The organism is Psychrobacter sp. H25 (assembly GCF_059076335.1).
Genome location: NZ_JCACRV010000001.1, coordinates 552399 through 567103, shown reverse-complemented (window position 1 = coordinate 567103; position 14705 = coordinate 552399). Strand labels below are relative to the sequence as shown.

General features: G+C 42.7%; 6 protein-coding genes and 1 tRNA gene. 4 read left to right on the top strand and 3 right to left on the bottom strand.

Annotated elements, in window-relative coordinates:
* Positions 1-45 precede the first annotated feature (45 nt).
* Complete coding sequence (locus AC5JPO_RS02245; RefSeq protein ID WP_493853164.1) at positions 46-897, top strand: NAD(P)H-binding protein; 852 nt, start codon at positions 46-48, stop codon at positions 895-897.
* A gap of 461 nt (positions 898-1358) precedes the next feature.
* Here AC5JPO_RS02245 and AC5JPO_RS02240 read toward each other — a convergent pair.
* The 3 genes from AC5JPO_RS02240 to AC5JPO_RS02230 form a co-directional block, all read right to left on the bottom strand.
* Positions 1359-1434 (bottom strand) — tRNA-Arg (locus AC5JPO_RS02240).
* A gap of 73 nt (positions 1435-1507) precedes the next feature.
* Entirely contained in the window at positions 1508-2284 is a 777-nt protein-coding gene (locus AC5JPO_RS02235; RefSeq protein WP_493853163.1) for a hypothetical protein, read from the bottom strand.
* A gap of 72 nt (positions 2285-2356) precedes the next feature.
* Positions 2357-2815 carry a hypothetical protein gene (locus tag AC5JPO_RS02230; protein ID WP_493853162.1) on the bottom strand — a complete coding sequence of 153 codons (459 nt, stop codon included), beginning with the start codon at positions 2813-2815 and terminating at the stop codon, positions 2357-2359.
* Between the two features lie 491 nt (positions 2816-3306).
* On the opposite strand from AC5JPO_RS02230, the gene AC5JPO_RS02225 reads away from it, so the two are divergent.
* The 3 genes from AC5JPO_RS02225 (at position 3307) to recD (ending at position 14633) form a co-directional block, all read left to right on the top strand.
* Positions 3307-7824 carry an exodeoxyribonuclease V subunit gamma gene (locus AC5JPO_RS02225; protein ID WP_493853161.1) on the top strand — a complete coding sequence of 1506 codons (4518 nt, stop codon included), beginning with the start codon at positions 3307-3309 and terminating at the stop codon, positions 7822-7824.
* A 61-nt stretch (positions 7825-7885) separates the two neighbouring features.
* Entirely contained in the window at positions 7886-12370 is a 4485-nt protein-coding gene (locus tag AC5JPO_RS02220) for a UvrD-helicase domain-containing protein (protein WP_493853160.1), read from the top strand.
* A gap of 70 nt (positions 12371-12440) precedes the next feature.
* Complete coding sequence (gene recD, locus AC5JPO_RS02215) at positions 12441-14633, top strand: exodeoxyribonuclease V subunit alpha (RefSeq protein WP_493853159.1); 2193 nt, start codon at positions 12441-12443, stop codon at positions 14631-14633.
* Positions 14634-14705: the final 72 nt, after the last annotated feature.

The following is a 14705-nucleotide window of genomic DNA, read 5'->3' as shown; positions in this document are numbered from 1 at the left end:
GCTAATCGACTTTTATGCTCGTTTAGCGAATCAAAGAGGTGCATGATGAAAATAGCAGTTACAGCCGCCAATGGAAAACTGGGATCCGCCATTATTGACAATCTCCTACAGGCGCATGCCGCAACAGACATCGTGGCGCTGGCACGCACTCCTGCCAAAGCTGAGTTTTTAACGAAACAGTATGGCATTGAAGTCAAAGCGGGCGACTACGATGATGTACAACAGCTTGAGAATTCATTGCGAGATATAGATAGTGTTTTACTGGTGTCTAGTATGGATGAGCCTGCTAAGTGTATTGGTCAACACCGCAATGTCATCGAATCTGCGAAAAAAAATGGCGTGACGAAAATCGTGTATACCAGTATTCAAGGTTCTAGTACTCAGACTGCGTTTGCGCCGATTGTGAAGAGCAATCAGCAAACAGAGCAAGATATCAAAGATAGTGGTCTCAATTGGGTGATAGGACGTAATGGTATCTATATCGAGCCTGATATGGATTATATTGATAGCTATAAGGAACAGGGTGAAGTTGCCAACTGTGCGGGTGAAGGCAAATGTGGCTATACCACTCATGAGGAGTTGGCTGTCGCTTATAGCCAAATGCTAATTAACGCTAAGCACGATGCCAATACTTACCATTTAAATGGTGAATCCATTACCCAGCAGCAGCTCACTCAGTACTTAAATGACAGGTTTGGTACAACGCTTAGTTATCGTTATATGACCGTGGAGGCATTCAAACAAGACCGTATTAATGAGCTCGGCGAGTTTATGGGTACAGTTATCGCTGGTATCTATGAACAGATAGCAATAGGTGCCATGAACAATCAAAGTGATTTTGCTAAGATAGCGGGGCGCGAACACATAAGCTGGACTGAGTACTTTAATAAACAATAAAAACGTGCCTAAGAGAGCAATATCGATAATGTCATGGATATCAAATCCCAATTTTGATGATTTTACTTAAGTAAAGTATTAACTAAAGAAAGGCTGCTAACACTATGTATAATGCAGTGTTGATAACCCTTTTTACACTATAAAAAATGAGATCGACGTACCATTATATGCCGTTATGCTTACTGTATGGATATCAGGCATAGCCAGCTATTGTATTACATCAGTATTGAAACTAGGACTTTAGAACGAACTTATCATAAAGCTATATGCCAAAGTAAATATCTATTTTGTATGTAAGATATAGATTTTGCCATCACCGTGGCGTACGGCCTTGTTGGATATTGAGTGTTTCATAGGAACGATAAATATCGTTATTAATCGATTACTATTAGGTATTAAATAACAAAAACCCCAGAGCGTATAGGCTATGGGGTTTTTTAGTTGTTTCTAATATTATTCGATGGTGCGCCCACCAAGACTCGAACTCGGATCGATCGCTTAGGAGGCAACTGCTCTATCCTGTTGAGCTATAGGCGCATTATGGAGTGACATTGTAGAAAAAACCAGTCGTAAAAGCAATCGGCAAAAGACAAATAGAGATAATTTATCATCAGTCACTATTACTAAGAGCGTCAGCCACATTCACTGGATTATCCCCTGATGCCTTGCTTGACCCTGAACCTGGTTCAAACAAATCATTTACACTGTTTTCATAGCCATTGATATTATAGTACTCGTATTTTTCTAGTATAGTTTGACCAGCACTTGAGAGTAAAAAGTTACGGAAACTAACGGCAACAGGGTTATGGGTCAAAACCACACCTTCAAGCGCTTGACGGTCTGTTCGAGCGTAATTAAAAGAGGTTAGCGTACGTGCTACTTTGCTGGCGCTATTATCAGTCTTATCGTCATCTGTATTGCTATTGACCGAGTCAGTACTTGTGTGATTTTGACTATTACCATGTTGAGCGGTCTTAAGCTTATCTTGTAGGGGCGAGAGACGCTCTGTAGACAGCTTGCTATTGGCAATAATGATATCTGTATCAAAAATAAAATCAGAGCGTTCGTCGTTCGATATCGTTAGTAGAGTATTAGCAGGAGTATAATTTGCTAAAACTTGTATATGTGGATAGCGCGACTCAAAGCTTACAATAACGTCATCTATCGGTACTTGTAGGCTTTGTTCTGCACGAATAGAAAGCGTACTCTCAGGGGAGGTATCTGTGCTTTCTTCATTTGTGGCAGGTGCAGGTTGCTTCTCACTGGTCATGATAGGCAGTGGATCTGTATTTTTGTGATTACTGGTCCACAACCAAGTAAAGAGAGCGATAAAAATTGCTACTAGCAGTGAAATTAGTCCAACCAGTAGCAGTTTGTAGTCTTTCATATATTACTGCTCTCTATCTATTAATGGGGTCATCTTAAAATTTGTATAAGGCACTATATATTAGCGTTGTATTCAAAGCTTGTGATCCATAACCTCATCAGTTAGCTCCGCCAACATATCCGCAAACACATCTTTTTCCATGGAAAGTGATGAAATGATTTCGCTATCAGTCACTTCTTCAAAGCCCATTGCTTGATGAGCTGCTAATGGTGACTCACCTGCTGTCAGTCTGTCTTTTAACCATTTAAAGCCATGTGTCTCCCACCACAACTCAAAACGCGATAATGTGCTACCACGCACTGCGGCAGGTAAGTCTAATGTGCGTAGTTTTTGTGCTAGTACAGGGTCGCTGATAGCTTGATGAATACTAAGATATAGTGAGCGACTGTCATCAACATACGGGCGCCTGTTTTGCCATGATCTGTCATCGATTTTCATACGTGGTAGGCACCAAAGCTCACCACGATAATAAACAACGTACAACCGCTGCTTAGGATGGACAAAAATAGCATCAATAGGACGTAATGGCATAATATTCAATAACCCCGTAAAAAGTGTCGTTTTAGTATAGGGTGTAACAGCTGATTTGAACAAAGCCACGCCCTTCATCTTGTCATAGTCAAAACACTTGTAACTATGTTCACGTTCAATGCGACAGTAAATGTCGCAAGGTGTGATAATACTCGTATTTATACTGGCAAACGATAACCATCAATGGCACACTGATAAATAGAGTGATTTCTTATCATCTCAATATCTATTACTATCGTACCGAAGCGCTTGGGTCATAAATATCATGACTTTTGCGTATGATGATTAGCATGAACGACCCATATACTAGCAGAAATGCCGTACAGTAACGACTACCAAACATGTATTGATGAGTGTTGTCTTCAGCGCTGTCCATGCAGTGACTGATTGCTGATACGAGGATTTTACGAGTATATATCAGTCCATAAATTACAATAAACAGCCTTTCTTAGCATTCGTATTCTACTCCTACTTTAATCAGATTATTGTCTATGTTTACCATTATTCAGTCACACCGTACCGAAAACCTTGTCGATCAACTACTTGAACAATATCAGTCAAAAAGCCAGCATGTTTTTGAGCCTTTTATTGTTATTGTGCCCTCGATGGTGTTGGGTGACTGGTTGGATAAAACGATTGCCAGCCGCGCTGGGATTAGTACATTGGTGCGTACTAAGTTTTGGGGTCAGTATCAATGGACACTCATGCAGGATGTGCTAACCCGTCACAATGCACATTTATTAGAGGCAGATCCTGAAGCAGTTACGTTGAATGTGCCTGAAGTTGCTGTGTTGTCGCCAACGGTGATGCAGTGGCGCCTGTTTGGTTACCTCACTTACTATCAAGAGTTGATTGTTAAGGATGACATTCACCCAGTACATCCGCTACTGGCATCCTTGATTGATGAGCCACAAGTAGGAACGACGCCAGAGAGCGTACAACAAGACAATGCGCAACAAGATAAGGCACAACAAGACGCCCGTATTTGGCAGCTGGCAAGTGATTTGGCAAGAGTGTTTAATCGTTACTTAACCCACCGTGAGGACTGGCTTGCGCTATGGTCACATAATACGCCGCTCAATGTAGATGCGTTGATAGCAGATAAAGATGCGTTGTCACTACGCTTTGATCAGTACGCACGCGGCACGCCGGAGTGGTTGGTGGCGCATTATGTAGAGCTTGAGGCAGCGCAGCGATTCTTATGGTCGCACCTGTTTGCCGATGTGCATCAGCACCGTGTAAACATTGAAAATACTTTTTGGTCGGCTCTAGAAAATAATAACGCGAATGAGCGTGCTCAGTTGCCCAAAGTATTGCGTATTTTTACTATTCAACAGCTGCCGCAAACTGAGCTCGATTTTTTGCAGCATTTGTCCAAATACATGAAAATCACGCTATTACATTATAATCCTTCCAAGCTATTCTGGGCGGATATTGTCGATAAGTCTTGGCTACAACGCCAGCAAATCATCAACCCTGAAAGCGTATTTTTACGTGATTATGGACATAGCTTGCTGTCACGTTTGGGCAAGCAGTCTCGTGATACCTTTGCCATGCTTGCCAATTTATCGGGTAACGAGCAATATCAAGATGATTTGGTAGAGTGGCATGACAGTTTTGATGAGGAACTGAGTCGTATCAGTGATGAAAGCGAGCACAGTATGGCTGACTCTGGTCGCTCTCAAACCATACAAAACAGCCCAAGCTTATTACAACGTTTGCAAAACGATGTGTTGATGCTTGATGAGCAATCGACCCAGCAAGCTGCGGCAACAAAAGTCTCTCAAGCAGTAAGTGAGCAAATAGTGTTGGGCGCTGAGCAAGAGTCGTCGTGGTATGACGATGACGTGCTAGAAAACAAGCGCTTTGAAAAGGATCGTTTGTGGGCAATCTCTGCTCAGGATAATAGCCTAAGCATTCATTCGTGCCATAACCTGCAGCGTCAGCTTGAAGTACTGCGTATTATGATTGGTCGCTGGCTAAATGAGCCTACCAAAGCTGGCGAGAAGAAACGCCATATATCAGACATTGTGGTGTTATTACCCGATGTTGAACGTCATCATGCACTGATTGGCTCTATTTTTGTCAATGGTAAGGGTCAAGATGGCTTGACTTTGCCTGCTAAAGTGACGGGTGTTGTCGATGCAGATATCCGTCAGTTGTGGGAAGCGATCATTGGGTTTTATAAGCTGCTAGGCAGTCATAGTGCCCGTTTTGAGGCGGCCGAGGTTCTAGACTGGCTGATGCTACCGCCCTTATTCGAGAGTTTTGGGTTGACCCGTGAACAGATGAGCCGCGGCTGCGATCTGCTGCTAGAAGCAGGATTTGTTCGTGGTTTTGATGAGCGTCATCTGAAACAAACTTTAGATATTAACGACTATGATTATCGTTTTAGTTTTGCGCAAGCATTAGATAGGTTGACCTTGGGTCTTGTGATGCCAGAAGCAAATCTCAGCGACTGCTTATACCCTTTAAAGGAGGGAGGATGGCCAGGTACTGCTATGCCCGAGATGAGCTTGCCACTGGCGCAGGTCAGCTTAAATGATGCCATGATTGTAGAAGCGCTTTGCCGTATATATACAGGTTTGGTGGCAAGGCGTAATGATCATACACAAAAAATGAAGGCAGAAGATTGGTTAGATCAGATTGAGTCGCAAGTGATTCATCGCTACTTTGGTGATGTCGATCAAACGCGTACGATGCGTGCTATTTACAATGCAATGAATGGTTTTAAATCAAGCTTACGGGCCAATCGTCACTATAGACAGTACTCTAGTGGTGATATTGACAACAGAGAAGTAGAGCAAAAGCTGGCAGGCGTTGAGCAATTACCACTAAAGCTGAGCTTTATGCTAGACAGTATCGAAGCAGAACTAGAAAGCCAGCAGGTCAGTGCGGAGCCTACAGGTGTGATTACTTTTGGTCGATTTGGGGCGCTTAGAAACGTACCTTTCGAGCTAGTGGTGATGCTCAATATGGACCTCTCCGAGTTCCCAGGGCGTGATCGTGATAACCGGTATGATTTGATGAAAGCGACCAATTCACGTCGCGGTGATCGAGTCAGCGAAGATGACGACAATGGGGCATTTTTGGATGCGCTACTATGCGCTCGCAGTGCGTGCTGGATGTTCTACAATGGCCAAAGCTTGACCGATACCCATGAACACCTACCTGCCAACCCAGTAAGTGAGTTGCTACAGTTTTTGCAAGGTGAGGTACAGTGGCAGGTCAACTCTCTTGATACGTTGCCTGAAAGTATTGATCCAACGACAGAAAGCCTGAAGCGTTATTTACCAAAGCTCATCAAGCAATGGCTGGTCACTGAACATCCAGCACTACCTTTTCATAAGAGCCTATTTGAGACAGATATTGAACATGCCTCTGAGCAAAAGGTTGATACTTACAGTGTTAATACTAATCTAAATAATACCGTTGATGACGTTCAGAGTAGTAGTCCTACCGCCGCGGCCGATGAGCTAGACGATTTATTAAGTAAAGCCATGCGAAGCACCAAACTTGCTCAGAAAAAACAATTCCCACCTGCGCCGCTGTGGCAAGCTGTGTTTGAGACGTTACAAAAAAGAGAAGCCAGCAAATATCCGCAACTGGTTGGTTTGCTCACAAAAGCACAGTATGAGTCAATAGCTGAGCTACTTGGTCGTCGTATGGGGCAGCTTGGACAGGTAGATGACCAAACCGTGTCTACATTGGCTGATATGCTGGGTTTAGATGCGCTTGTCGGTAATAACGATGCTGTAAGTACGGCTAGAGCAGTGCTTATCCAAGCAGTATCTGATAGCGTATTCAATATTGGCGAGATTGATGTTGAAGGTATGTTGACATATCAAGTACGCCACCCTGCCAAAGCTTTTTTGCGTACCCAAAAGGTACATGTGGTACAGGGTGAGGACGCGTTAGCACATCAGGAGCCGCTATTTTTAGACAGCCTAACGACTTATCAGATTAAAGAGTATTTAATCAACAAACTGGCTGCTGATAAGCATACTGACAATACTGCTCCGCAAGATATCTCAACCCTGATGTATCAAAAAATTATCCCAGCAGGGGTAGCGCGCCAAACAACCTTGCCTAATCAACAACAAAAGCTGCAGCAGCAGTGCGTAGAGTTTGAAGAGCAATTAATTGCCAATGGATTTGGTGACAGTAGCGTGTTAAGTGAAGGCGTAGCAGACAATACTACAGGCCTACAATTACTAACGCCTACTGCTGAGCATCCTATTCAGGTGGCGCTGCCAACGATCTTGAACGGTACTGATAACGAGATACTGTGCAAGCTATTACCCGAAATGATTAAGATAAAAGGGATGGTGCCGATATTAAAGTCACAATCAGAATTACAGGCACTAGCACCATCAGTTTCTATAGATAATCATGCTAGTCGCGCTGCTGTTGAGACAGTGACTGCCTATGCTGAGCAATCACCCAAGCAATGGTTAAATATACTGCCCAATTCTGCCAGTCCCAAACACTTACTCAAGTTTTGGCTGTCACATTTATATTGGCAGGTTGCCAGACGCACTACAGTTGAGCAAGTGGCGTCGGATGACGGCGTGAGTATTTGGCGCTTTAATAAACCCAGCGCACAGGTAAGTGCCTACAAAAACTTTATCGCATTTAAACTAAGCCCTATCGTCTATGAGGATGCGCTGATTGAACTGATAAAATGGGCAGTTTTTGGTAAGTTATCGGGTCAAGTGCCCATGACATTACTACCTGAGTATGCATTAAGTTATCTGGATAAGTGCTCAAAAGCAGAGGAAAGTGAGGGTGAGAATGCCAGCTACTGGCCAAAACGAGGTGACTTCTCAGACTGGCTAAGACCTAATTATAACTCAGAAAAGGTATACGATACTTGCTCTCAGCATGCCATTTGGCAATACGTATTACGTGACCAAGATGCATTTAGAGCGTTATCAGCGTCACTAACCACTTTGGCGCAGCCATTGTATGCACCGATGTTTACGGCACTAAAAGGATTGGATAACTAGTGCTTAGTGTCTTTTTTTATTCTTTTGATCTCATTAATAATAATTAAAAGTATGCACTTATATGACAGATTTTACTGACACAATCGACATTATTGAACCTTCTGTACAATCAAATTTATTTGACGACCATCCAGATGTTTTGGGCGACTCAGAGACTATAGCTGAGGAAAAAGAAGAAATAGCGCCAGCGGTTGCGGTTGCATTGACGGGTCGGCATCTTATCGAAGCCTCAGCGGGCACAGGTAAAACGTGGACGCTGACAGGCATTGTACTGCGCTTATTGATCGAAGCGCGGCGTGCGCCGGAACAAATCATCGCCACGACTTTTACGCGAGCGGCAGCCGCTGAGATGCGTCAGCGCATCCATGATCGTTTGGTAGAGTTTTATCAGTTATTACAATGGGTCAATAACCTGAGTGCAGATAGCAATAATAAAGACAATTTATATCCCAATATATTGCAGGTACTGCCTGATAGTGGCGATAACAATAATAATAAGGATAAGCCAACAAGCAACGACTCAAGTATCGAACCAAATGCCAAAACAGAGGCTGATGAGTTTAATCAAGATATTGACCATGACCATAAATATGCTCAGCAGGCGGCTCGAGAAAAGCGCGCGCAAGTCAAAAAAGAGCGTGAAGAGTGGTTGATAGAGCAAGCCAAACACGTACGCCTAGATGGCATCATGCAAGATCCCGTGAATCTGCACTTGGTCGGTTATTTGCTCGATCATGTGTATAGCTATCCTATGGCGGAGGCGATTCGGCGTACCGCATTAGTATTAACGACATTGGATAAGCTATTTGTCGGTACACTTGATAGCTTGGCGCAAAAGTGGCTGATCGAGTACAGTAGCGAGACGGGTCATCAGCAAGGTATGGCAATCATTGAAGACAGCAGTATCGAGCAGGTCACCGATAGTATCATTCACGATGAGCTGCGTCAGTTTCAAAGCCGTTTGTATCATGAGCAGCCCAAACTGTATGCGCTTATGGATCAGCAAGGTAAGCTGACTGCAGTAGGGGATCATAAAAAATTTGTTTCTCGCTCGCTGAATTTTATTTCTGCGCCGATTGATGAGATTACGCTAGACCAAGGTTTTGACTTTGCGGCGTATGAGAAATTGATTGATGAGTTTGCCCAGTTAGATTTGGCAGATATTCAGCCCTATCTAAACCCTGATTATAGAAAATCTCAAGGGTTTCGTGGAAACTCTAATTTAACCAATCATTTCGATGTTCTTGTCGATGTTCATCAAAAAGTAGGGCAATATCAGCTGACATTTAGCAGCTACTTGAATGAGCGTGAAAACAAGATATTAACGTCTTTGCAGGATGCCAGATATCCAAATGAAGATGGCAAAATTAAGAACTTTAATAAGAATAGGGAGAAAGAGCATCAGTCCCTTTTTGAGTTGGAGACCATTAGTAAGTTGATGGCGCTCTTAGATATGGTTGAAGGGTTAAATCAGCATGTTTTGTTGGTTTTAGCCAATCTCAATCGCCATATCGTGCTTGCGGTACGCAATAGACTGCCAGTGATTTTAGAGGAGCGAGGGGAGACCACCTTTAGTCTGCAGATGGTACGCTTAAACCAAGCATTAACAGGTCGACAAGGCGATAAGCTGGCACGTTATATACGTCACCATTACCCCATTGCATTAATTGATGAGTCGCAAGATATCAATGGCGAGCAAGCCACTATGATTGAGAGCATCTATTTGCCAAAGCGTAATGGCAAACAGTTGGATAATGATAAGCAATCGACTACAAAAAAATCCAGTCATGAGTTTCTATTGCTGGTTGGTGACCCAAAGCAGGCGATCTACGGGTTCCGTGGTGGAGATGTGACCAATTATAACTATATGAAAGCGCAGTTTGACAAAAGCACCATTTGGACGCTCAACACTAACCGGCGCTCCACTCTCAGTTTGATTAACGCACTCAACTGCTGGTTTGGTATGCCAACAGCAACGACTACCGAAAATAAGCTGGCGCAGCTGGGTAATGGTATTTATTATCAGCATAGCAAGGCTTCAAAAGAGCAGAGTAAATTGTCTTGGTTCAAGGATTCAGGCGCAAAAGATAGTAGCTTGGTGACTGACGTTCTCTCTGCTCAGCCAGTGAGTGTATTGCACCTGCCTAGTGGCAAAGAGGCAGAGCTTGACTATGATGAGTATGAGATTACTGCTCGTCATATTGCTATTTTGCTCAGTAGTGTTCAGACATTAAACGATCAGCCGATTCAGCCCAGTGATATTGGGGTGTTGGCACGTACCAAAAAAGATTTAAAGCAGGTTGAAGACGAGTTGGTCAAACTGAGCGTCCCAACCCTGACCACCAGCGACGTCAGCATCTTTGAAACGATTATGGCAGAGGATGTCGCAGCGCTACTGAGCGCTATGCTATACCCGTATCGTCATGACATGATCAATCGGGTATTAACCAGTCATCTATATGGGCTAAGTATTAAAGATATCAAAGCCATGATGACGGATCATGAATCAGGTGTGGCTGAGAGTGACGATAGACTTAATAGTATCAATCTAAATAGTAGCGATGTTCAAAATATAGAACATAAAAAGAGCTATCAGGATTTTATTACGTATCTAAAGGAAGGGGCACAGCGCTGGCAGCACTTTGGTATTTTGTCGGCGTTACACTATTTATTGGACAAAAGCCCCGTGCAGTCAAAAGGTGTTTGGCAAGCACTGGCCGCTCATCCAGAAGGTGATCGACATATCATGGATTTACGCCATGTGATGGACGTGTTGGCACAGTATGGCGTAGGCATGGGTGAGCATGAGCTGCTGGCTTGGTTTAGGCAACACATAGAGGCTGCACCTAACAGTGACTGGGCGAAGCAGTATCCGCTACCGACAGAGTCTGGCGTGCAGCTCATGACTATTCATAAATCAAAAGGGCTTGAGTTCCCCATCGTCTATGTACTGGGTATGGGAGACGCCAGTAGGAAGTCAGGCAATAAGGAAGACTATGGGCTGTATTTATATAATGCCCAGCAATCTACAGAAGATCAGTCAATAGGTAATCAGCGCCGTTTTTCTGCGTTACAAGGATCTGCCACTAAAGAGACTTACTTCACTGATATCGAGACAAATGAAGGCTTTGATGAGCTACGTCGTCTTGGATATGTGGCATTTACGCGGGCTAGCGAGCAACTTTATGTGGTGTTGCGAGATCCTAAGAAGAATACAAATCCTGAATTAAGGCCAGTATTTTATTGGTTTGACTCTCCAGACGCAAAATTTGAATTACCTGATAGGCTAAAAGGCACGATAGGCATGCTTAGAGGGCATGATATCAACGAGTTCTATAATAGCAATTATGCTAAAACCGTAACGTCAACAGATAACGAACTTACCATAGAGCCTACGACAGAAGCGGTTGAGTACGTTCCTTTTTCTGATGTCATGAAAACGAGCTATTTTTATGGTTGGGCTAAGACCAGCTTTACGGCATTGGCTCGTCAGCTAGACGAATCAACACAAGCAATGGCTGTTGTAGATGAGCGTATTGATGATGCGATAGACATTGATATGGCAGACACTGCAGGATCGGTTGAGTCTTATCCTAATAGTAGCCTTGACAGTAATGCATCTCTTGAAAAAATTGATGAGCTAAGTCTTAAGGCAGAAGACGATATTCGCTTTACTTTCATAAAAGGCGCTAATGCAGGTACGTTTTTGCATGAGATATTTGAAAAAATTGATTTCACTAATAAACCGCAGTGGTCTGGCGTGATCGATAGAGCTGTCAGTAGTTATCAGCTACCGCTGGTGTATAGCAGTACTGAATATCAAAGTCGTAGAGCACAAGGCAATCGAGAAGAGAGTGCTGTCTCATTTAACGCTGATGCAATAGATACGACAAAGCATGAGGCGTTGATTACTTGGATTGAAGAGGTGCTGCGTACTCCGTTGCTAGCGTCCAATCAGCCACTTTATTCTCTCAACGAAGAGCAACGCTTTGCTGAATTAGAGTTCAATATGGGGCTGTCAGAGCGCTTCAAAGCAGAGGATATCAGTCAGTTATTTCAACAGTATCTAGCTGATGAGACAGACAAGCATGTCAATCTTGTACCGCAAAATAGAACGCACTTGTATCGTTACTTGCGTGGTGAGATTGACTTGGTGTATGAGCATGCTGGCAAGTATTATGTAGTCGATTATAAGAGTAATTTTTTAGGAAATAGCCTAAGCGATTATAATGAAAATACACTCAAAAAGGCTATGACCAAGGCAGGCTACTGGCTACAAGCAGCAATTTATCAAGTAGCACTACATCGATTCCTTTCAATGAGAATCGCTGATTATGCAGGTAATGAAAACAAGTATCTGGGAGCGGTAGAGTATGTTTTTCTACGAGGAGTGTACGATCCCAGCGCTCAAGCAGCCGCTAACGTATCACAAGAAGCTAATAAAACGAGCAAATCATTACACAACGGTCACTACGGACTCGTGACTTGGGATATCCCAATTGATTTTGTTAAGGGATTAGATGCATTGTTTGGTATGCCTGATTAGCGAGCGCTGAATAACGATTCGACAACCAAAAATATTATATTGATTCACTAGATCATTACAGAGATATACCATGAGTAATAATAGCAACAATAAGAGCAAAGCAGTAGTTGGTCTACAGGAAAGTTGGGCCAGTACTATCAGTGACTATATTCTACTACGCCGCGGACAAACCTACTCATCGTATCAGACTACAGACATAGAAGCTGATACTGGCAGCAGCCTAACCGATGACCCAACAGATAAATTAGAAGATAGCTACTTATTTACTGCCTTGTTTATGATGCTAGCGACTCATTTAGAGGAGGGGCATACTGTATTAACAATCAAAGCTACTGAGCACGAAGTACCGTTACAAGGTCAAATTAATAATGAAGTAGTCACGCTATACGGCTGGCAGCGACAGCTACTAGAGATGCTAGCCATGCCAATTTTTGTTCTGATAGATGATGTGCAGCTAAGTAATGATACTGGCAGCGAGATGTCTTTGTTTGATTTATTAGATATTTTATTTAGTAAGCGAGATCAGCTTTGGACACAGCTCTCGCTCAGTAACCATGAAAAGGACATGCTAAACAAGCGTTTTGATACGATTGCTATGCTATATCAAGTACTAAGAGATATGGATTTAGTTTCTTTCATGCATTTAATCGATGTTCATGCTTTATTCGGAGAGGTTCAAACTAGTAGCAATAATAATAAAAATAGCCTAAGCAAAAAAAATAAACCAATTATATACAGAGAAATCCGCAACAGAAGTGCAGGAAAGTCTATAACTTTTTGGCTTCATCGTGCATGGCAGGCTGAATTTAATTTAGCAAAAAATATCAACAATATTTTGAATCAACAAGTAAGCCCTCTACAAATAACAATACCTGAAAGTCTTCACGAAAATCAGATAAAGGCGATTAATGTCGCTAACAATAACGCGTTTAGTATTATTACCGGTGGCCCAGGGACGGGCAAGACATATACTGTGGCTCAACTAGTGATCGCACTACAACAGGCTTCAGAGGGTAGGGGTACTGAAGAGAATATTATATTTAGTACAGATAGTGCCAGCTTAGCGTTAGCAGCACCAACTGGGAAAGCAGCGCAGCGTATGCAAGAGTCTCTACAAGCGGCTCTAGATGCAGCAGATGTAAAGCTGCAATTGCAAGAAGCGAAAACGATTCATCGTTTATTAGGTATTGGTCGAACGGGTAGTCCACGCTATGGTGCTGATAATCCACTGGGCGAAGATATCATTATCGTTGACGAGGCATCAATGTTAGGGGTTGAGCTTGCAAATTATCTTGTCAGTGCGGTAAAACCAGGCGCAAGACTTATATTATTAGGAGACGCCAATCAACTAGCAGCAGTCGATGCAGGAGCAGTATTGGCAGACCTGTGCCGCATTCCATTACTACAACCTATACATGCGGAGTTAACTGAAAGTCGCCGATTTAGTGCCGATTCAGGTATCGGTAGATTAGCTTACGAAATCAACAATACAAAAGCAGACACAAAAGCAATTTGGCAACTCCTAAAAAATGATAACGCATTGAACTTTCAACATATAAATATGATCCAGACAGAAGACTCTAAAAATAACAAACTAACAAATAGCCTAAGCAATAAAAAGAGTATTTTAAAAGTCACGGAAAATTATAGAAACTATCTGAGGAAAATAAGACATCTTTTAGAAATTCCAATAGAAAGATCTGTGCCACATTCGGTAAAAACTACAGTCGCATCACTAACAGAAACCTTCAACGAATTTAGAATTTTGAGTGCTGGTCATAGTGGAGAATGGGGCGATCATTATATTAATAGTTATCTTACCCAGTGGCATCTGACTGAGCTAAAACTACCACTCGGTCAAAACACATGGTTCCATGGTCGCCCAATCATGGTGCTACAGAACAATTATGAGTTAGGACTATTTAATGGTGATATTGGGTTTTGTTTACAAACCTCAGATGATAAGAGCAGGTTGGAGGTATTTTTTGAAAATAAGACACAAGGGATTGCGGTCAACTTACTGAATGAGGAACTGATTGCTACAGCATATGCAATGACTATCCATAAGTCACAGGGGTCTGAGTTCGATCATGTGGCGATTACTTTTGACAACAGCCATACCAGATTACTGAGCAAAGAGCTTATTTATACAGCAGTCACGCGTGCCAAGAAAAAGGTGACGATATATAGCACAAAACATGCTTTTGAAATTGCGGTCACGACACCAACAGAGCGTCACACTGGTTTAGCCTTGCAGTTTTAACCGCCATCATTTATTAATTCTGTTTTCCATACAATAAAAAAGCATCCTATTCGGATGCTTTTTTATGATTTA